This window comes from Rhizobium sp. 768_B6_N1_8, from assembly GCF_051811225.1.
Lineage (GTDB): Bacteria > Pseudomonadota > Alphaproteobacteria > Rhizobiales > Rhizobiaceae > Rhizobium.
Genome location: NZ_JBPWPV010000001.1, coordinates 830,046 through 850,732, shown reverse-complemented (window position 1 = coordinate 850,732; position 20,687 = coordinate 830,046). Strand labels below are relative to the sequence as shown.

General features: G+C 61.5%; 17 protein-coding genes. 7 read left to right on the top strand and 10 right to left on the bottom strand.

Going from position 1 to position 20,687, the window contains the following annotated elements; all coding sequences use genetic code 11:
- Complete coding sequence (locus AB8B33_RS04230; RefSeq protein WP_439014468.1) at positions 1-1,491, top strand: ArnT family glycosyltransferase; 1,491 nt, start codon at positions 1-3, stop codon at positions 1,489-1,491.
- On the opposite strand, the gene AB8B33_RS04225 is transcribed toward AB8B33_RS04230, so the two are convergent.
- Positions 1,488-2,855 carry an aspartate aminotransferase family protein gene (locus tag AB8B33_RS04225; RefSeq protein ID WP_439014467.1) on the bottom strand — a complete coding sequence of 456 codons (1,368 nt, stop codon included), beginning with the start codon at positions 2,853-2,855 and terminating at the stop codon, positions 1,488-1,490. The two genes, AB8B33_RS04230 and AB8B33_RS04225, sit on opposite strands and share 4 nt — an antisense overlap.
- Positions 2,856-2,900: 45 nt before the next feature.
- Between AB8B33_RS04225 and AB8B33_RS04220 the strand changes: the two genes are divergently transcribed.
- Together AB8B33_RS04220 and AB8B33_RS04215 are read left to right on the top strand one after the other, a co-directional pair.
- Positions 2,901-4,277: a glutamine synthetase family protein gene (locus AB8B33_RS04220; RefSeq protein WP_439014466.1), complete on the top strand. Its 1,377-nt coding sequence runs from the start codon at positions 2,901-2,903 to the stop codon at positions 4,275-4,277.
- A gap of 163 nt (positions 4,278-4,440) precedes the next feature.
- Entirely contained in the window at positions 4,441-6,219 is a 1,779-nt protein-coding gene (locus AB8B33_RS04215; protein ID WP_439014465.1) for a diguanylate cyclase, read from the top strand.
- A 3-nt stretch (positions 6,220-6,222) separates the two neighbouring features.
- Here AB8B33_RS04215 and AB8B33_RS04210 read toward each other — a convergent pair whose 3' ends face one another.
- Positions 6,223-7,167 (bottom strand): diacylglycerol/lipid kinase family protein, encoded by a 945-nt coding sequence (locus AB8B33_RS04210; RefSeq protein ID WP_439014464.1) that lies wholly within the window; start codon positions 7,165-7,167, stop codon positions 6,223-6,225.
- A gap of 302 nt (positions 7,168-7,469) precedes the next feature.
- Here AB8B33_RS04210 and AB8B33_RS04205 point away from each other — a divergent pair, with 302 nt between their 5' ends.
- A complete protein-coding gene (locus AB8B33_RS04205; protein WP_439014463.1) occupies positions 7,470-8,702 on the top strand; it encodes an MFS transporter in 1,233 nt (410 codons plus the stop codon).
- Between the two features lie 214 nt (positions 8,703-8,916).
- On the opposite strand, the gene AB8B33_RS04200 is transcribed toward AB8B33_RS04205, so the two are convergent.
- The gene (locus tag AB8B33_RS04200) at positions 8,917-9,342 is read right to left on the bottom strand and encodes a winged helix-turn-helix transcriptional regulator (protein WP_439014462.1); all 426 of its coding nucleotides are present in this window, start codon (positions 9,340-9,342) and stop codon (positions 8,917-8,919) included.
- A 104-nt stretch (positions 9,343-9,446) separates the two neighbouring features.
- Between AB8B33_RS04200 and AB8B33_RS04195 the strand changes: the two genes are divergently transcribed.
- Together AB8B33_RS04195 and mgtE are read left to right on the top strand one after the other, a co-directional pair.
- Positions 9,447-10,460 (top strand): zinc-binding alcohol dehydrogenase family protein, encoded by a 1,014-nt coding sequence (locus AB8B33_RS04195; protein WP_439014460.1) that lies wholly within the window; start codon positions 9,447-9,449, stop codon positions 10,458-10,460.
- 316 nt (positions 10,461-10,776) lie between these two features.
- On the top strand, positions 10,777-12,150 hold the full coding sequence (gene mgtE, locus AB8B33_RS04190) for a magnesium transporter (RefSeq protein WP_113324186.1): 1,374 nt from the start codon (positions 10,777-10,779) through the stop codon (positions 12,148-12,150).
- Positions 12,151-12,466: 316 nt separating this feature from the next.
- Here mgtE and AB8B33_RS04185 read toward each other — a convergent pair whose 3' ends face one another.
- The 5 genes from AB8B33_RS04185 to AB8B33_RS04165 all read right to left on the bottom strand — a co-directional run bounded on the left by AB8B33_RS04185 (position 12,467) and on the right by AB8B33_RS04165 (position 16,836).
- Complete coding sequence (locus AB8B33_RS04185; protein WP_113324187.1) at positions 12,467-13,279, bottom strand: ABC transporter ATP-binding protein; 813 nt, start codon at positions 13,277-13,279, stop codon at positions 12,467-12,469.
- Positions 13,276-14,280: an iron ABC transporter permease gene (locus tag AB8B33_RS04180; RefSeq protein WP_113324188.1), complete on the bottom strand. Its 1,005-nt coding sequence runs from the start codon at positions 14,278-14,280 to the stop codon at positions 13,276-13,278. Before AB8B33_RS04180 ends, AB8B33_RS04185 begins: the two co-directional genes overlap by 4 nt.
- A complete protein-coding gene (locus tag AB8B33_RS04175; RefSeq protein WP_439014459.1) occupies positions 14,277-15,290 on the bottom strand; it encodes a FecCD family ABC transporter permease in 1,014 nt (337 codons plus the stop codon). The genes AB8B33_RS04180 and AB8B33_RS04175 overlap by 4 nt, the downstream gene beginning before the upstream one ends.
- 6 nt (positions 15,291-15,296) lie before the next feature.
- On the bottom strand, positions 15,297-16,229 hold the full coding sequence (locus AB8B33_RS04170; protein WP_439014458.1) for an ABC transporter substrate-binding protein: 933 nt from the start codon (positions 16,227-16,229) through the stop codon (positions 15,297-15,299).
- A 133-nt stretch (positions 16,230-16,362) separates the two neighbouring features.
- Complete coding sequence (locus AB8B33_RS04165) at positions 16,363-16,836, bottom strand: Lrp/AsnC family transcriptional regulator (RefSeq protein WP_037071926.1); 474 nt, start codon at positions 16,834-16,836, stop codon at positions 16,363-16,365.
- A 144-nt stretch (positions 16,837-16,980) separates the two neighbouring features.
- On the opposite strand from AB8B33_RS04165, the gene AB8B33_RS04160 reads away from it, so the two are divergent.
- Entirely contained in the window at positions 16,981-17,886 is a 906-nt protein-coding gene (locus AB8B33_RS04160; RefSeq protein ID WP_439014457.1) for a DMT family transporter, read from the top strand.
- 78 nt (positions 17,887-17,964) lie between these two features.
- Here AB8B33_RS04160 and AB8B33_RS04155 read toward each other — a convergent pair whose 3' ends face one another.
- The gene (locus AB8B33_RS04155; RefSeq protein WP_439014456.1) at positions 17,965-18,585 is read right to left on the bottom strand and encodes a L,D-transpeptidase; all 621 of its coding nucleotides are present in this window, start codon (positions 18,583-18,585) and stop codon (positions 17,965-17,967) included.
- Between the two features lie 230 nt (positions 18,586-18,815).
- A complete protein-coding gene (locus AB8B33_RS04150) occupies positions 18,816-20,480 on the bottom strand; it encodes an electron transfer flavoprotein-ubiquinone oxidoreductase (RefSeq protein WP_439014455.1) in 1,665 nt (554 codons plus the stop codon).
- Between the last annotated feature and the right edge of the window lie 207 nt (positions 20,481-20,687).

The following is a 20,687-nucleotide window of genomic DNA, read 5'->3' as shown; positions in this document are numbered from 1 at the left end:
GTGCAGAGCCTTTTCAGCCGCCGGCCACATCTGATCCTGGCGGTGCTCGGAACCTATTTTCTGCTCCACCTGATCGTACGGCTCAGCATTCCCAATGCGCTGGAGCTGGACGAGGCGGAGCAGATCCTGCTCTCGCAGTGGTTCGCCTTCGGCTATAATTCGCAGCCGCCTTTCTACAACTGGGTGCAGTATGGGGTGACATCGCTGCTTGGCGTGTCGCTCTTTTCGCTGTCGCTCCTCAAATGCAGCATGCTGTTCCTCTCCTACACCTTCTACTGGCTGGCGGCACGGCTGACATTGAAGAACAGCAGCTTGGTGGTGGTGGCGACGCTTGGCCTGCTCACCGTGCCGCAGATCGTCTTCGAGGCGCAGCGGGATCTCACCCATTCCGTGGCGACGATCTTTGCCGGCTCGCTGTTTCTCTATGGTTTCTTCCGCACGCTGAAGACGCCTTCGGCAATCTCTTATGCCATCGTCGGCATTGCGACCGGCATCGGCATGATATCGAAGTATAATTTTGCGCTTCTTCCTGCCGCCGCTCTGGTCGCTGCCCTCATCGACACCGATTTCCGCAAGCGGATTTTCGACTGGCGGCTCGCACTGACGATCGTCTTGTCGATCGCAATCGTGCTGCCGCATGCGCTCTGGTTCCTCCAGCATCTGGACCTTGCCGTCGATCGCACGCTGCACAAGATGACCGGTGCGGGTGAAGGCTTTCTGTCGCAGGTATCGACCGGCTTTTTCCGCTTCATCTCCGCGATGGTCGGCATCGCCGGCGTCTCGGTCGTCATTTTTCTGGCGCTCTTTGCCAAATCGCTGCGGGCAATGTGGCGCGCTTCCAGCCGCTGGACACGAATTGCCGGGCGCATCCTGCTGATCGAGATCGGCGCCATTGCGCTGATGATCCTGCTTGCCGGTGTCGACAACGTCGCCGACCGATGGCTGACGCCACTCTTCCTCATCCTGCCGCTCTATATCTGCATGAAGGCCGACAGTGCCGAAGTCGATGCAGGCGTGCCCTTACGGGCATCGCTTGCGGTAAGTGGCGTCATCATGGGCGCGGTGCTCGCCGTGCTTGCCATGCGGGCCTATTGGGGGCCGCTCATCGGCGATTATCAGCGCCTGAACATTCCCTACGACAGTTTTGCCGAGATCATCCGCAGGGATATCGGCGGCGAGCCCGGGCTGATCGTCGGCTATGATCCGCATCTCGACGGCAATATGCGCCTGCAAATGCCGGGCACCCCGGTGCAGTCCTATTTCTATCCGGAGTTCAAGCCGAAATTCCAGCTGGATGCGAAACATCCCGTCGTCTTCGTCTGGCGCGACGACAAGGGCGGGACCCCGCCGGCCTGGCCGAATGAATATTTTGGGGATGTGCTGGCGCAGACCGGCTTGAAACAGCCGGAGACGCATATCGTCGCCCTGCCCTATATCTACGGCCGGCCGGGTGATACCTATCAATTCGCCTACGCGGTCGCCTATCCTTAGGAGCGCAACTCCTTCCAGGCAGCATCCAACGCAATCTTGGTGATGCGTGCCATCTCATCGACTTCCTCGTGGCTGATGACGAGCGGTGGCGAGGCCAGCATGCGGTCGCCGGTGGCGCGCAGCACGAGGCCGTTTGCGAGCGCGTGATTGCGCACCAGCGAGCCGATCGGATCAGGCTTTTCGAAGCGGGTGCGGGTTTTCTTGTCGGCGGCAAGCTGCAGGCCGCCCATCAGGCCGACGCTTTCCGCCTGTCCTACGAAATCATGCTCGGCAAGGGCGCCCCATTTCTTGGCGAAATAGGGGCCGATATCGTCGCGAACGCGCTCGACCAGCTTCTCCTCCTCGATAATGCGCAGGTTTTCGAGGGCCGCGGCAGCGCAGACCGGGTGGCCGGAATAGGTGAAACCGTGATTGAAATCGCCGACCTCGTTGATCAGAACGTCGGCGATGCGATCGCTGACGAGCACGCCGCCGATCGGCAGATAGCCTGACGACAGCCCCTTGGCGATCGGTGCAAAATCCGGCTCGACGCCGAAATACTGATGGCCGAACCATTCACCGAGGCGACCGAAGCCGCAAATGACTTCATCGGTGACGAGCAGGATGTTGCGCGCCTTGCAGATACGGTCGATCTCCGGCCAGTAGGTCTCCGGCGGTATGATGACGCCGGCTGCCCCCTGGATCGGCTCGGCGACGAAGGCGGCGACGTTCTCCTCGCCGAGCTCATCGATCTTGGCTTCCAGCTCGCGGGCGACCTTCAGACCGAATTCGGCCGGCGTGAGATCCCCTCCCTCCCCATACCAGTAGGGTTGGCCGATATGGACGATGCCCGGGATCGGCAGATCGCCCTGTTCATGCATGTATTTCATGCCGCCGAGGCTGGCGCCAGCGACCGTCGAGCCGTGATAGCCATTGCGCCGGGCGATGACCGTCTTCTTCGACGGCTGGCCGACCGCCGCCCAATAGACGCGGGCCATGCGGAACCAGGTGTCGTTCGCCTCCGAGCCTGAGCCGGTGAAGAAGATGTGGTTGAAGCGCGGCCCGGCCTTGGACGTCACCTTCTGAGCCAGCAGGGTCGTCGGCGGCGAGGTCGTGCCGAAGAAGGCGTTGTAATAGGGGAGCTCGTTCATCTGCCTGACGACGGCATCGGCGATTTCCTTGCGGCCGTAGCCGATATTGACGCACCAGAGGCCGGCGAAACCATCGAGATATTTTTTGCCGTTGGCATCGAAGATATGCACGCCCTCGCCGCGCTGGATGATGCGCGTGCCGTCGGCATTCAGTTTCTTCATGTCGGAGAAGGGATGCAGATGATGGGCGGCATCGATCGCGGCAAGGTTCGACAACGGATAAGTATCGGACATGATTAGACCTTCGGATTGAAAGGCTTTCGGTGATAGTTTACGACCTTGGCCTTCTGCGAGAGGATTTTCAAGGTCATGGCGAGCAAGGGCAAAGAGGCTGGAGAGGGCGATCCGCGTTTCGAGATCCTGGTTGTCGGCATGAATGGCGATCTGCGCGGCAAGCAACTGCCGCTTTCGGCCGAAAAGAAAGTCTGGGCTGGCGACATCCGCCTGCCGACCTCCACGCAGTCGCTCGATATCTGGGGCGATGACAATGACGACATCACCGGCCTGTCGCTGACAATCGGCGACCCCGACGGCAATGTCATTCCCGACAAGCGCAGCCTGACGCCGATGCCCTGGGCGCCCGAGGGATCGATGCAGGTGCTTGCCATGATGCATGAATTCGACGGCAGCCGCAGCTTCATGGATCCGCGCAGCATTCTCGCTTCCGTGCTTGAACGCTATGCCGAACGCGGGCTGACGCCCGTCGTCGCGACCGAGCTGGAATTTTATGTGGTTGAGGAGAACTGGCGCGAGACGGGCATTCCCTCCCCGCCTGCAAGCCTCACCTATCGCGGCAATCCGAACGGCTTCCAGCTCTACGACATGAGCGCCGTCGATGCACTCGACGACTACCTGCAGACGCTGCGCGCCTACGCCAAGGCGATGAACCTGCCGGCGGAGGCAACGACGGCGGAATTCGGGCCCGGCCAGTTCGAGGTCAACCTGCTGCACCGGCCCGATGCGCTGGCTGCGGCCGACGACTGCCTCTACCTGAAACGCGTTGCCGAACAGGCGGCGCGCAAGCACGGGCTGAAATCGACCTGCATGGCCAAGCCCTATTCGGACCAGGCGGGATCGGGTCTGCATGTGCATGCCAGCATCATCGACAGGGATGGCAACAATATCCTCGATGCCAAGGGCGGCGAGCCGACACTTCTGAAATCGGTGACGGCAGGCATGCTGCAGACCATGCAGGAGGCGCAGCTCGTCTTCGCCCCCTTTGCCAATTCCTATCGCCGCTTCCAGCCGGGCTCGTTTGCGCCGACCGATCTGACCTGGGGTAGCGGGCATCGCGGCACGGCAATCCGCATTCCTGATAGCAACGGGCCGGCGGCGCGCATCGAGCACCGCGTGGCGGGTGCAGATGCCAATCCCTATCTGCTGCTGGCGACGATCCTCGGCGGCATGCTGCTCGGCCTCGACGGAGATCTCGATCCCGGCGAGGAAACGACGCCCGCCTATACGCCACCGGGCGCGAAGCGTCTGACGCATGATTTCCTGACGGCGGTCGAGGCCTTCCGGCAGTCGGCATTTATCGCCAATATCTTCAGCGATAAGTATCGAAAGTTGTATGGTGATACGAAGTACAAGGAAGCAATAGCGTACCTGCGCACCGTGTCGGATTTCGACTATCGCACCTATCTTGCGCGCCTCTAGTTAATAGAGCCCGTCACATAACTTTCACTTAGACGCTTTTCTTAACCCTGTTGGCATTATCGATTATCTATACTCGAAATCGGTAATATATGCCCGATATCAGCATATTCAATAAACCGGCAACGGCGCCGGATTGGATGACGAGTTGAAAGGGATCGGTTTGATGAACCGCATCACTCTTGAGGGAAAGCTGCTCTTTGCGACCGTCATCGTGGCGTTTCTGACCCTCATTCTGACAGCCAGCGCTCTCATTCCGACTTATGAAAGCTACCGCTCCACCAATAACAATCTGCTGGCTGTAGAGCGCTTCCGCCAGGTTCTGGAAGCGGCGAGCCGCATGTCGGCGGAGCGCGGACCGGCCAACGACATCATGGCGATAGAGCCAAATAGCAGCGCGCCCGCAACAGAGCGTTTAAAGGTCTTCCGGCGCATCAGCGATCTCTCGCTCGAGGCGCTCGATGAGCCGCCCGAAGTCGATCTATCCTCCTCGCTTCCCGATCTCCAGGGGGCGCTCTCTGAGACAAGGGCGCAGCTTCGCAGGGCTCGCCAAGCCGTCGACCGCGTTGCCGCAACACCGCTCGCCGACCGCGAGCCCGGCGATGTGCAAAACGCGATCGGCGAAATGATCGAGGTGATCGAAACATTCCAGCATGTCGTCGACTGGCACATAGCCGCTTTCACCACCCGCCGGTCGGAACTGACCGCGCCATTCCTGACGGGGCGGATGATCAGCGACATGCGCGAATATGGGGGCCGGGCCGCCTCGCAGATCATGGGTCCGATTGCCACCCGCCAGCCTTTACGCGACAGCCATATCACCGACGCGAACCGCACCATTGGCCGGCTTCTGGAACTGCGTGCGCTGATGCAGGGCCAGAAAATCGTCAGCGATCACGAGGCGCTCTCTGCGCAGCTCATGAAGGATGTCGATACGATCTTTTTCGGGTCTGGCCTCGAACTCGTCAAGATATTGATCGAGCAAGGCAAGATCTCGGGGGACTATTCGGTTTCCGCAGTTGACCTGACACGCGACTATGTTCCGACGCTGCAGCCGCTGGAGCGGCTGCGTACGGTCTTTCTCGACGATGTGGTGAAGCGCTACCGGACCCAGCACTACGCCGCTTCCTATCGCCTGGCGGTCATCGCTGTGATCACGGCCTCCGCTCTTGCGGTGCTGTTTACGCTCTTCCGCTCCATCCGCCTGCACATGCTCGGTCCGCTGCTGACGGCACGACGCCAGATCATCGCGCTCGCAGACGGCAGTCCCGCGACCGACCTGGAGACGATCTCCAAGGCGCCGGAGATGCGCAGCCTGTTCGAGGCGCTGGAATTGCTGCGCGGCAAGCTGGACGAACGGGCCGAATATGAGGCCCGCCTGAAGATGCAGGCCGAAAAGGACGGGCTGACCGGTGTCTGGAACCGCCGGGCGCTGGAAGGCTTCGGCAATGCCCCTTCGGAGCGCGAGGAAGATGTCTGCCTGATGCTGATCGATATCGATCACTTCAAGACGGTGAACGACACCTATGGCCATCTGACGGGCGACGCCGTGCTCATCGAAATCGCCACCCTGCTGCAGGGCGCGATGCGTCCGACGGACATCGTCGCGCGCTATGGGGGCGAGGAATTCGCCGTTCTCGTTTCCACATCCGATCTTTCGAACACCTTGGATTTTGCCGAAGAACTTCGCAGCCGCATTCAGGCGCATGTCATCCGTGACGCGGAAACCGGCGTCGCTCTCTCGATCACTGTCAGCATCGGCGTCGCCTCCGGCGCCTGTGGTGCTGAAGGCTGGCGACAGCTCATCGCATCAGCCGACGAAGCGCTGTACTGCGCCAAGAAGAAGGGGCGCAATCGCACCTGTGTTTTCGGCGACGAGGCGGACCGGGATATCGTCGAAAGCGCTCTCATTCCTTTCAGGGCCAGACGCTCCGCTTCGTTCTGAAAATCACGCGGCCGGTTCGCGCCGCTCCCTCTCGCCTTCCTGCGCGGCCAATCCCTGCTTGACCAGCACCTTCAATTCGCCCGGATGCAGCTTGACGGTGACATCGCGCTCCAGCGGCAGAAGCTCGCCATCCATCACGCAGTTCGCCTTGGCGCGCAACTTCGGGAAGTGCAGATGCACCTCGGCCGGATGCAGGACCATGACCGCATCGTTTTCCCGGAATCTGCCGCGCAGCATGTCGATCGCCAACCGTGCGACGCCGAGCGGTTTCAGCGGTTTTGCCGTGTAGAAGCCGAGTTCGCCGCTGCGCAGATTGTCGGCATAGAGCAGCGCGTTTTCGCCGAAGGGGTTGTTGGAGACTGATATCGCCGAGACGCGTCGGGTCTCCTTCATGCCGGCCGCCTCGAACTCGACCTCGAATTCCGGCGGGTTGAAGACGACGCCGAAGGCAGCGCGAGTGCTGGCGCCCATCTTTCCGAGGCGGGAGCGGTAGCTGTAGGAATTGCGGTAGCGCACCATGCGCGCATGCAGGCCGGCGGAGAACTGGTGGATGAACGGCCTTCCGTTGGCGCTGGCAATATCGATATTGTCGACTTCGCCGAAAGCCAGCACATCGAGCGCCTGCCAGATATCGAGCGGCACTTTCAGGGAGCGGGCAAAGAGGTTCATGGTGCCGGCCGGCACGACGCCGAGCGCCACGCCGTTCTTCCAGGCAATCGATGCGGCCGCCGAAATGGTGCCGTCGCCGCCGCCGGCGACGATGCCGTCGATGTCGTCGCGCCGTGCGGCCCGTTCCATGGCGGGAACGATCTCGTTGCCGGAGAAGACGATGGCATCGAAATCATGGCCGGCTTCGCGGAAGACTTCTTCCGCGCGTTTCTCATAAGCCTGCATGTCCGTCGTTCTGAAGGTACCGCCGTCGCGATTGAAAAAACCGACGAGCTTCATGAGGTGCCTGTTCCTATCCCGCTATCCATGCCCTCAAGAAATGGTTGACGCACCTGCGATTTCAAGCCGGATGGTTTTCCGGGTCACATCGCCGAAACGCAAATATTGCAATGGACGTATGCAGATAGCAGGACGCTGCACTGCAAAAAAAGCACTCGACGCTTCCGGTTTCCCGTTCAATAGATGGGATATTGGAGATCATATCTCCGCCCCCCGCCATTTCTGCCCACCAATTGCAAATGACCGGCCCTGCGCGTCCCGCCAGCGGCCGTCGCCAAGCTTAGATCCTCCGAGGACCGCCCGTGAGCCAGGTTGCCGTCAACGATTCTATCGATGCTTCTATCGATTCCGGGCCGGAGGCAGCGCTTCCCTCGGCCATGACCGTTGCCCTGGTCCAACTCGCACTTGCCGCTGGCGGCTTCGGCATCGGCACCGGTGAATTCGCGATCATGGGCCTACTGCCGAATGTGGCCGATACTTTCTCGGTCACGACCCCGCAGGCAGGTTATGTCATCAGCGCCTATGCGCTCGGCGTCGTCATCGGCGCACCGGTCATTGCCGTGCTCGCCGCCAAGATGGCGCGGCGCACGCTGCTGCTCTGCCTCATGCTGCTCTTTGCCGTCGGCAACATCCTGAGCGCCGTCGCACCGACCTTTGAGAGCTTCGCGGTGCTGCGCTTCATCACCGGCCTGCCGCATGGCGCCTATTTCGGCGTGGCAGCGCTCGTCGCCGCCTCCATGGTGCCGGTGCATCGCCGCGCACGGGCCGTCGGCCGGGTCATGCTCGGCCTGACGGTCGCAACTCTGCTCGGCACGCCGCTGACGACCTTCTTCGGCCAGGCGCTCGACTGGCAGGTCGCCTTCCTCACCGTCGGCATCATCGGTCTGTTGACGGTCGCCCTCATCTGGTTCTACGTGCCGCATGACAAGGTCGCCGAAGGGGCGAGTGCGCTGCGCGAACTCAGCGCCTTCCGTCGTCCGCAAATCCTGCTGACGCTCGCCATCGCCGCTGTCGGTTATGGCGGCATGTTTGCCATGTTCAGCTATATCGCCTCGACGACGACGCAGGTGGCGATGCTGCCGGAGACGGCCGTTGCGCTCATGCTCGTGCTGTTCGGTGTCGGTATGAATGCCGGCAATGTCATCGGCTCGTGGCTGGCGGACAAATCGCTGCTCGGCACGATCGGCGGTTCGCTGGTCTATAATATCGTCGTGCTGACGATGTTCTCGCTGACTGCCGCCAACCCCTACATGCTCGGGCTTTGCGTCTTCCTCGTCGGCTGCGGTTTTGCGGCGGGCCCGGCGCTGCAGACGCGCCTGATGGATGTTGCGGCCGATGCGCAGACGCTGGCCGCCGCTTCCAACCACTCTGCCTTCAACATCGCCAACGCACTCGGCGCCTGGCTCGGCGGTCTCGTCATTGCCTGGGGTTACGGTTTTGCGGCGACCGGCTATGTCGGCGCCGTCCTGTCCTTCCTCGGCCTCTTCGTCTTTGCGGCGTCGCTACGCTTGGAGCTCCGCAGCCGGAACGCTTAGAGCCTTTCCCGGTTATATTGCAGCATTCTGCCGGAGCAGGTTTTCGTCAGGGCAGAAGCGATTGGCGAAGGGCATACCCTGGGGTATGTCCGAGCCGATCGCTTCTGATCCTGGCGGAAAGATGCCCGGCCCTTCGGGTTGGCTGAAACGGGCCGGCTGATCGACCGGCCGGCTTGGCCGTAGATCTGGGCTACGACGCGCGCCGGCCGGTCGATCATCCGACTCCGTTTGAGCCAACAGAATGCTGCAATATAACCGGGAAAGGCTCTAACGCCTTTGCGATACGCAGCTCCCGTCCCTCCGGGCTGCAGAAGACGAATTCATCGCCCCAGGCGGCAAGCGCCCGGATGACCGGTTTCAGCGTGGAGCCGAGCGGTGTCAGCGCATATTCGACGCGCGGCGGCACGACCGGGTAAACAGTTCGTGAGATCACGCCGGATTCTTCCAGCTCGCGCAGCTGCTTCGTCAGCATGCGCTGGGTGATGGCAGGCAGATGGCGTCTCAGCTCGTTGAAGCGCAAAGTCTTGTCCATCAGGTGGAAAAGGATCACGCCCTTCCACTTTCCATCGAGATAAGTCAGCGTCGCTTCCACCGGGCAACCCGGGAAATTCTCGATCAGTTTGGCGCGCGGGCGTGACATTTACAGTATCCTTTTTGGTACTACGTACAGAATTTGTGCATTCTTGCGTTGCCGGAACATAGGTCGCATCTAGCTCTCGTACAACAGACACAGGAGTTACCAAGATGCGCGCCGTCGCCTACAAGACCCCACAGCCAATTGCCGCCGAAACCTCGCTGATCGATGTCGAACTGCCCACACCCGAGGCCAAGGGCCACGACCTGCTCGTCGAGATCAGGGCGGTCTCCGTCAACCCCGTCGATGTGAAGGTGCGCGCCAACATGGCGCCGCCCGCCGATGAGCTGAAAGTGCTCGGCTTCGATGCCGCCGGCATCGTCAAGGCCGTCGGTTCCGATGTGACGCTGTTTACGCCAGGCGATGAAGTCTTCTATTCCGGCGTCATCAATCGCCCCGGCTCGAATGCCGAGTTCCAGCTCGTCGACGAACGCATCGTCGGCAGGAAACCGAAGACTCTCGACTTCGCCGCTGCGGCCGCCCTGCCGCTGACATCCATCACCGCTTACGAAGCCTTGTTCGACCGCCTGCGCGTCACCGATCCGGTCCCAGGTGCTGCCCCTGCCGTGCTCATCATCGGTGGTGCGGGCGGTGTCGGCTCGATCGCTATCCAGGTCGCCCGCGCGCTGACGGACCTCACCGTTATCGCCACAGCCTCGCGTCCGGAAACGCAGAACTGGGTGAAGGAGCTTGGCGCCCATCACGTCATCGATCATTCGCAGCCGATCGCGCCGCAGGTCGCAGCACTCGGCATCGGCGCGCCGGGCTTCATCTTCTCGACGACGAATACGGACAAGCATGTCGCCGATATTGTCGAAGCGCTCGCGCCGCAAGGCCGGTTCGCACTGATCGACGACCCTAAGACCTTCGATATCGTTCCCTTCAAGCGCAAGGCCGCTTCGGTCCACTGGGAACTGATGTTCACCCGCCCACTCTTCGGCACGCCCGACATGATCGAGCAGCACAAGATCCTGAACAGGATTTCCGAGCTTGTCGATGCCGGCAAAATCCGCACGACGCTGTCGGAAACCGTCGGTGCGATCAACGCCACGAACCTGAAAAAGGCGCATGCCATGGTCGAAAGCGGCAGGATGAAGGGCAAGGTCGTTCTCGCCGGATTCTGAGGTTTTCGAGGTCGAAAATCCGCCTTTTCCGACGCTCGAAATATTGCGTAAAGGATGCTGACCTATAATGCCGCGCCGAGGGTGCGGCATTCTGGCGTTAAGCATTTAAGCAGCTTGACTTTTTCCGCATTCGAGACCACCTAGTGTGACACGTGGATGACGTACGTCGTGCACGGATATCAACGGAGCCATCATCACGATGCCAAGCGACAGTAGCAGTCGATTGCCTTTGCCGTACGCGGCCTTCGTGCGCTGACCTGGTTGCTCCGGGCTCGCCCGATCGGACGCTACGGCGGATCGACGGAAAGGCGAGCCAATGAATATCAATCGCTTCCCTCTGCGGGCCGGCTATGCCGCCCGTGCGTTCATGAATAACAGCCGTGTTGCGTCCATCGCCGAGCGCGTGGAATCTCTGAACGGGCTTGCCCCGGCTGAAGCCGGCCGCATCCTCTCGCGGATGCCGCAGGAATATGCCGTCAACATTCTCGACCGTCCGGAGCTGCGCAACGCACCGGCCATTCTGGCGCTGATGGACAGTGCGGATTCGGCCCGGCTGCTGCACGGCATGTCGAACGACCGCGTCGCCGACGTCCTGCTGGAACTCGACATCGATGACCGCGTACGCCTGTTCTCCAGCCTGGAAGAACCCGTCCGCGTCGCCATCCAGCATCTGATGGGCTATCCGCCGCGCACGGCCGGCAGCATCATGACGACGGAATTCGTCAGCGTGCCCGATGACTGGACGATCGCCCAGACATTGGACCATGTCCGGCAGGTCGAACGCTCGCGCGAAACCGTCTATGCGATCTATGTGCTGGATCATAATTCCGGCGTGCTGCTGCATGTCGTCACGCTGCGCCGCCTGATCACCGGCGAGCCCGATGCCTCGATCCTGTCTGTTGCCCAGAAGGGCACGCCGGTTTCGGCCAATGCGCTGATGAAGCAGGAAGATGTCGCGCGGCTGATCCGCAAGCATGACCTCCTGGCACTGCCCGTCGTCGACGATCACGGCATGGTGCTCGGCATCGTCACGGTCGATGACGTGATCGACACGATGATAGCTGATACGACCGAAGCCGCGCAGAAATTCGGCGGTATGGAAGCGCTCGGCAAGCCCTATATGAAGATCAGCTTCGGCGGCATGATCCGCAAGCGTGCAGGCTGGCTCTGCGCCCTCTTCCTCGGCGAAATGCTGACGGCAAGCGCCATGCAGCATTTCGAAGGCGAGCTGGAAAAGGCCGTCGTGCTGACGCTCTTCATTCCGCTGATCATGAGCTCCGGCGGTAATTCCGGTTCGCAGGCAACCTCGCTCATCATCCGGGCGCTTGCCGTCGGCGAGTTGAAGCTGACGGACTGGTGGCGAGTGCTGCTGCGCGAACTGCCGACAGGCATCGTGCTCGGCGCCATTCTCGGGCTTGTCGGCCTGCTGCGCGTGATCTTCTGGCAGACTGCCGGGCTCTATGATTACGGCCCGCATTGGCAGCTGGTCGGCCTGACGGTCTTTGCCGCATTGGTCGGTATCGTCACCTTCGGCTCCATATCGGGTTCGATGCTGCCGTTCATCTTGCAGAAGCTGCGGCTCGATCCGGCAACGGCATCGGCTCCGTTCGTCGCCACGCTGGTCGATGTGACCGGGCTCGTCATCTATTTCTCAGTGGCGCTGCTGATCCTCAGCGGGACGCTGCTGTAGATCCTGCTTCAGATTTCAGGCCGGTCGGCCTGAAATCATCCGCATCCAGAGCTTTGTTCTGATGCAATTCCGGACGAGGCCCTCAGTGCCTGCATAGGATGCATAAGATGCATAGGCAGTTTTCCACTGCTCTATAGGAAATGTCAGATACACACCTGTCATGTCACCATCTGACATTTCCCACACGGCGTATGGAAAATCCTATGCAAGTTATGCATCCTATGCACCCTATCAATGATCTGGCTGGCTCTGCGCAAGAACAGCTCCATCCCATCACCTCAACGCAAAATCGCTGCACATTTTTGTTGGAATGGCTCTAACGTTCGACGAAGGGGAGGCAGAGTGGTGTCCCATCAACGGGATGGGATATCACGACGGCGTCGATGCCGAAGACTGCGCGAATGAGCTCCGGCTTCAGAAGATCGGCAGGGCTGCCTGCCGCGTGAATGCCGCCATCGGCGACCGCGATGATGTGGTCGGCATATTGGGCGGCATGATTGAGATCGTGGACGACCATGACGATGGTGCGTCCACTCTTCTCGTTCAATTCCTTCAACAGTTCCAGAACTTCCAGCTGATGGGCGATGTCGAGATAGGTCGTCGGCTCGTCCAGCAGCAGGATCGGCGTTTCCTGCGCCAGCGCCATGGCGATCCAGGCGCGCTGGCGCTGGCCGCCGGAGAGGCGGTCGAGCGGGCGCTCGGCGAGACCGGTCAGGCCGGTCGCGGCCAGCGATGCCTCGACGATCTGCTCGTCACGGCGCGTCGTGCGCGACAACATGCCCTTGTGCGGATGGCGTCCGAAGCGGCAGAGCTGGCGCACTGTGAGACCATCGGGTGAAACAGGGCTTTGCGGCAGGAGCGCCAGCGTCTGCGCAATCGTCTTGCCGGGCATGGCGGCGATCGCCTTGCCGTCCAGCGTCACGGTGCCGCCGAGCGGCTGGATGATGCGGCCGAGCGCGCGCAGCAGCGTCGATTTACCGGAGCCGTTGGCGCCGATCAGGGCGGTGATCTTGCCGTCGGGGATCGTGACATCGACATGATCGAGAACCTTGATCGCGGCATAACCGAGCGTCAGGTCCTGCGCGGACAGGCGCGAATGGGCGGCATCAATCATACCTGCATCAGTCATGGGCGGCCTGCCTCCTTGATCAGCAGGAAAATGAGATAGGGACCGCCGATCACGGCAGCGACGATGCCGGCCGGGATCTCGTTCGGCAGGGCAACTAGCCGGCCGATCAGGTCAGCAGCGGAAAGCGTCAGGGCGCCGATCAGGGCGCTTACTGGCACCATGTGGCGGGCGCGCGGGCCGGCGAGCAGCCGGGCGGCATGCGGTGACAACAGGCCGAGGAAGCCCATGCTGCCGACGGCGGCGACGCTGCCGGCGCAGAGCAGCACCGAGACGACGATGAGGCCGCCGCGCAGGAGACCGGGCGAGATACCCAGGCTCGTCAACGTATCGTCGCCGAAACCGCCGGCATCAAGCCGGATGGTGGCGATCAGCACGAAAGGCAGACAGGCGAGAAGCCAGAGCGAGAGAGCGACCACATCGGTCATCGTCGAGCCATAGACGCTGCCGGCAAGCCAGACCATCGACTGGTCAGCGCGGGTCGGCACGAGCACCATGACATATTGCATCAACGCCTGGGCCAGCATGCCGAGGGCGACGCCGACGAGCGCCAATGCCGCTATGCCGCCACCGAAGCTGCGGCCGATCGCAAGCAGCACCAAAGCGCCGGCAACCGCGCCAGCGATGACACCTGATGGAATGGCCCAGACGGCCCAGGCCGGCGGGGTGAAGAGACCGGCGAGGAAGGCGCCGAGGCCGGCCCATTTGGTGATGCCGACCACATCGGGCGAGGCCAGCGGATTGCGCAGCGCACCTTGCAGGAAGGTGCCGGCAATGCCGAGCGAGGCCCCGGCGAGGATGGAAACGATGACGCGCGGGGCGCGGTACTGCATGACGATGAAGGCGCTCTTGCCGCCGGCGATACCATCCAGCACCTGGGCGACCGACAGGGTCACGGCGCCGATCGTCATGCCGAGCACGGCAATGATGAGGATGAGAACAGCGACGACGAGGCAGACGCTTGCCGCACGCAGGCTCTTCGATGGCAAGGCCGCACTGGTCATTTTGCCCTCTGCCGCCAGAGGATGGCAACGAAAGCCGGTGCGCCGATCAGCGCCGTCACGATGCCGACAGGGGTTTCGGCCGGAAAAGCGGCGACGCGGCCCACGAGATCGGCGGCAGTCAGGAGCAACGGGCCGGCGATGGCGCTCAGCACAATCACTGTCAGCTGGTCGTTGCCGGCGAGACGCCGCACGATATGTGGCACCAGCAGGCCGATGAAGCCAATCGGGCCGCTGACGGCGACGGCGGAGCCGGCGAGAATGACGATCAGCATTGCAGCAAGGCCGCCGACACGCCGGGCATTCTGGCCAAGCGAAACACCGGTGGTCTCATCGAGCGCCAGCACCCCGAAATGACGACCGGCGATGAGGGCGATCCCCCCGCCGAGAAGCGTGAAGGGCAGTATGATCCAGACCTTGCTCCATTGCGCGCCATTGATGGAGCCGGCAAGCCAATAGACGATATCCTGACCGGCATTGTTGGCAACGAGGATCGCCTGCACGAGGGCGGCAAGCACGAGCTGGATGGAGATGCCAGCAAGGGCCAGCTTCATCTCGTTCATGGCGCCCGATACCGACAGTGCCCACATGGCGAGACCTACGGCAGCCGCGCCAATGAAGGCCGGCCAGACCGTGCCGCCGGCACTCAGGCCGGGCATGGCGATGAGAGAGATGACGATGACCAGTGAGGCCCCGGCATTGATGCCGAAGGTCTGTGGCGAAGCGAGCGAATTGCGGGTCAGCGTCTGGATCAGCACGCCTGCAATTGCGAGATTGGCGCCGACCAGCATGGCGAGCATTGCCCGCGGCAGGCGCACATCCCAGACCAGCGCGCTATCCGGCGAGCCGTCGGGTGCAAACAGCAGATGAAGCGCGCGGGCGACCGGCAACTCGGAGACGCCGAAGGAAATGCCGGCGAGAATAACCATGGCGAGCGCCAGCAACAGGCAGAATGCCAGCAGCACGGGGCTGCCGGTTTCATGCCGCATGGCTGCGCCGCCTTTTGTCGTCATTGGCGCTTATCCGGCCTGATAGACCTTGGCGAGGATTTCGCGAGCGATCATCTCTGCCGTCGTCAACCCGCGGAAACGGGAAAACTGGTTGCGGTCGACCTGAAAGACCATGCCGGTTTTCACCGCCGCAATGTTGTTGAAGGCGGTGTTGCTCTTCCACTGGTCGAACACGGTGGCGCCGGCGTCGGTCGCGACCAAAAATACGTCCGGATTGACGGCGACGAGACGCTCGATCCCTGCCCCGCTTTCCACGGCATCGCTGGAATCGATCGCCGGCGTCAAGCCCATGGCCTTGAAGACGGAACCGGTGAAGGAGGAGGAGCTATGCAGGCTCATGGAATCGGGATTGGCGACGGCGAGCAGGAAGCGGCGCTTTTCGCCGGCCGGGATCTTTGCGACCAGTCCGGCGATGACGGCCTCATGGGCGGCGAGCGCCTGTTCACCCTTCGCCTTTTCACCCAGGGCATCGGCGATGGTTATGACCGAAGATTTGATAGTCTCGTAGCTGCCTTCCCAGCTGTTCAGCACGATGGTCGGCGCAATGGCACTCAATTGTTCGTAGATCGCCGAATGGCGGAGTTCATCGGCAATGATGAGATCGGGCGTCAGGGCGGCGACGAGCTCGAGATTGGGCTCCAGCCGCGTGCCGACCGAGCTGTAGTCGATCTTCTTGCCGAGAAGCTGTTCGATACGCTTCGGCTGGTTGTCGTCGGTAATGCCAACCGGCACGACATCGACCGCATTCAGCGCCTGCACGAAGGAGAATTCGAGGGCGACGACACGCTGCGGCTTGCCGGAGATTTCGGTAGTGCCGAGCTCGTGTTTGATCGTGCGCTTGTCATCATCGGCAAAGGCAAGGCTCGGTACGGCAGCAACCGCACCAGCCGAGAGCAACAGGCCGAACTGGCGGCGCGACAGCGGAATATCAAAAACGCTCACGGCAAATGTCCTCATACTGAAATGATCACCGGCCCTCACACCGGATGAGACACCCGCTACAGAAGTGAAGTGAATTTTTCAAGTAAAGTTTACAAAAACAATCACCTTATTGGGATGCCTTGTTGGGGGCGCGTCAGTTGCGCTCGGGCAGCTTCAGCGGTCCATGCGTCTTGATGCTGCGAATGGCGAAATTCGAGCGGATATCGGTGACATTCGGCAGGGTCAGCAGCGTCTCCGTCAATAGCCGCTCATAGGCCGAGAGGTCTTCGACCACGACTTCCGCCAGGAAATCGGCCGTGCCCGAGATCAGGAAACAGGAGACGATTTCGGGGATGGCGAGCAGTGCCGCCTGCTGGGCCTCGGAATTCTCCTTGCTGTGACGGGCAACCTTGAATTCGACGAAGACGGTGAGGCCGAGCCCGACCTCCTTGCGATCAATATCGGCTGTGTAGCGGCGGATGACGCCGAGCTTTTCGAGATTGCGGATACGGCGCAGGCAGGGTGATGGCGAGAGGTTCACCTTCTCGGCGATCTCGACATTGGTGGCGCGGGCATCCTCCTGCAGGCATTTCAGGATGGCAATATCGAACTTATCGAGATTTGGCATATTTGCGAAATCCATCAACATGAATTGGCAGATCATTGCGCATAACACGTTTTTTGAGCCACAGATAGCAAGGACATGCCTCGGCTTCCGGCGCTAAAGTTCTTTTCAACCGGATGGCATCCGGATGGAGGAAAGGACAGGACGATGAGCACGATCGCATTTTCAAACGAGAAATCGCCTTCGCAGACACTGGGTTATGCCGCCGGCACGATCACCGTGCTGATCTGGTCGACATGGTTTCTGGCAACCCGCCACAGCGCTGCAACGCCGCTCGGTTCCATCGATATCGGGCTCATCCGCTTCGGCATTCCGGCGCTCGTTCTCTCACCGGTCTGGCTGCGCACCGGGCTCTTGCCTAAGGGCCTTCCGCTTCACCTGCTGGCGATCATGGTCGCCGGCTGCGGTGCGATCTTCTTCCTGGTGACGACGCTTGCCATTCATTCGACGCCAGCCGCCTCGTCGGGCATCCTGCTCGGCGGCTCCATGCCGCTTGCCACCGCCTTGATCGGCGTTCTGCTGTTCGGCGAACGGCCGGATGCCACGCGGATTGCCGGGCTGCTCGCGATCGTCGCCGGTGTGCTGATCCTGCTCGTTCGCAGCCTTGCCGATGCTTCCCTGCCCTGGACGAGCTTCGTGCTGCTGCCATCAGGCGCCGTTCTCTGGGCAAGCTATACACATGCCTTCCGCCGTTCGGGCCTGACCGCCATCCAGGCCAGCGCGCTGATCGCCATCTGGTCCTTCCTGATCATGGCCGTCCTTGCGCTGGTCTTCGGCATTTCGCTGCCGCAGGCCCCTCTTCCGGAAATCGGCCTGCAGGTTCTGAGCCAGGGCATTCTTTCCGGCCTCGTTGCCATGGTCGCCTACGGCACGGCGGTGCGCACCCTCGGCGGAACGCAGGCTGCGGCTTTCACCGCGCTGACGCCGGTGCTTGCGACACTCGGCGGCGGCTTCCTGCTGGGCGAGCAGATGGGTCTTGCCGAAATCAGCGCGGCCGTGATCACTGGCATCGGTGTCGCGCTCTCGACCGGTATTGCCGCCAAGCGCCGCTGAGCATCCACCAAAAACAAAAGCCGCCGACAGCGATCCGCTGCGGCGGCTTTTGCATGCCTATCGTTCGGGCTTGGGGGTTCAGGCTGTCGCCTGGATGACGACGACCTTGGCACCGACTTCGACGCGGCTGTAGAGGTCGATCACATCGTGGTTCATCATGCGGATGCAGCCGCTTGACATGGCAAGGCCGATCGATTGCGGCTGGTTGGTGCCGTGGATGCGAAAATGCGTGTCGTTGCCGCCGCGATAGAGATACATGGCGCGCGCACCCAGCGGATTGTTCGGGCCGCCCGGCATGCCGCCGGCGAGCTTGCGATAGCGCTCCTCGCGACGCTGCATGTTTTCCGTCGGCGTCCAGCTCGGCCATTCCGCCTTGCGGCCGACATAGGCATTGCCGGCGAAGGCCAGCCCCTCACGGCCGACACCGACGCCATAGCGCATCGCCCTGCCGTCACCGAGGATATAATAGGCGCGCCGTATCGGGGTATCGACGACGACAGTGCCCGGCGCAAAGCTGCCCTCATAGGCAACTTCGGTGCGGCGCAGCTCCGGCTTGATCTGATCGATCGGCACCTGTCGCAGCGGAAATTTCTCATCCGGAAGTGCGGCATAATTCGTCTGGCTGTTCAGAGTGGTCGAAGAGCAACCGGCGACAAATAGGGGCAGAGCGATCAGAAAGCCCCGGCGCGAGATCGTCATGAATGTGTCCTTAACGCGTCAAGAAGATGTCGCAAGCTAAGGAGATTATGGTTAATGAAATGATAAACGGGCGCGGCAGAAAGAGATAACGAATGTGTTATCAGGTATAGGCGGCGCATTGCTCGGCGCAGCTTTCAATACTACTCGCCAGTGCAAGATATTGATCTGCGGCAAGATTTTTCCGGGGTCATTCCGGCGCCGGGTTTACGGCGCCGAACAACCGCGCGGCCTCACATATTCGGATAGACCGGCCCCTCGCCACCCTGCGGCGGCACCCAGTTAATGTTCTGGTTGGGGTCCTTGATGTCGCAGGTCTTGCAGTGGACGCAGTTCTGCGCGTTGATGACGAAGGTCTCTTGGCCGTCCTTTTCCACCCATTCATAGACGCCGGCCGGACAGTAACGCGCCGACGGGCCGGCATAGATGTCATGTTCGGACGATTTCTGCAGGGCCATGTCCTTCACCTGGAGATGGACCGGCTGATCCTCCTCATGGTTGGTGTTCGACAGGAAGACGGAGGACAGGCGGTCGAAGGTGAGCACACCATCCGGCTTCGGATAATCGATCTTCTTGTGCTGTGAAGCCGGCTCCAGCGAGGCTGCGTCGGTCTTGCCATGACCAAGCGTGCCGAAGAAGGAGAAGCCGAAGAGCTGGTTGGTCCACATGTCGAGACCGCCAAGGGCGACGCCCAAGGCTGTGCCGAACTTCGACCATAGCGGCTTGACGTTGCGCACGCGCTTCAGGTCCTTGCCGATATCGCTCTTGCGCCAGTCGGTTTCGATCTCGGCTACTTCGTCATTGGCGCGGCCGGCAGCAATCGCCTCGGCGATGCGGTCGGCGGCCATCATGCCCGAGAGCACGGCATTGTGGCTGCCCTTGATGCGCGGCACGTTGACGAAGCCCGCCGAACAGCCGATCAGCGCGCCGCCCGGGAAGGAGAGCTTCGGCACCGACTGATAGCCGCCCTCGGTGATGGCACGCGCGCCATAGGAGAGGCGCTTGCCGCCCTCGAACGTGCCGCGGATCGCCGGATGCGTCTTGAAGCGCTGGAATTCCTCGAAGGGATAGAGATAGGGGTTCTTGTAGTTCAGGTGGATAACGAAGCCGACGGCGACAAGATTGTCTTCCAGGTGATAGAGGAAGGAGCCACCGCCGGTGGACATATCAAGCGGCCAGCCGAAGGAGTGCTGCACCAGGCCGCGGCGGTGGTTTTCCGGCTTGACCTCCCAGAGTTCCTTGATGCCGATGCCGAATTTCTGGGGTTGGCGGCCGCTCGAAAGATCGAACTTGGCAATCAGCTGCTTGGCGAGCGAGCCGCGCACGCCCTCTCCAACAAGCACATATTTGCCCATGAGAGCCATGCCACGCGCATAGTTCGGGCCGGGCTCGCCGTTCTTCTCGATACCCATGTCGCCGGTCGCGACACCGATGACAGCGCCCTCATCATTGTAGAGCATTTCGGTCGCGGCAAAGCCTGGATAGATCTCGACGCCGAGTTCTTCGGCCTTGGTCGCCAGCCAGCGACAGACATTTCCGAGCGAGACGATATAATTGCCGTGATTGCTCATCAGCGGCGGCATCATGATGTTCGGCAGGCGGATGGAACCGGCGGGGCCGAGCAGCAGGAAGTGATCGGCATTGACCTCGGTCTTGAAGGGGTGGTCAGCCTCCGTGCGCCAGCCTGGAAGCAGGCGATCGATGCCGATGGGGTCGACAACGGCGCCGGAGAGGATATGAGCGCCGACTTCGGAACCCTTCTCCAATACCACGACCGACAGTTCCGGATTGACCTGTTTCAGGCGGATGGCGGCTGAAAGGCCGGCGGGACCGGCGCCGACGATCACCACGTCGAATTCCATGCTCTCGCGTTCCGGCAGCTCAGTCATTTCGGTCATCCATCCGTCTCCGCTCGGCCCTCTCAAGGCCGTTCATCCCCATTCCTGAGGTACTCTCTTGTCAAAACCGGAAAACATTGTCGAGCCGGGAAGCGACAGCCAATCCTCCAATTCGCACAATGATGTTCCTCCGCACAGAAGATTATATGACGCTTACGTTAACGTCAATTATTGGAGTACCGTGAAAGCGGTCTTCGCGCTTTTCTT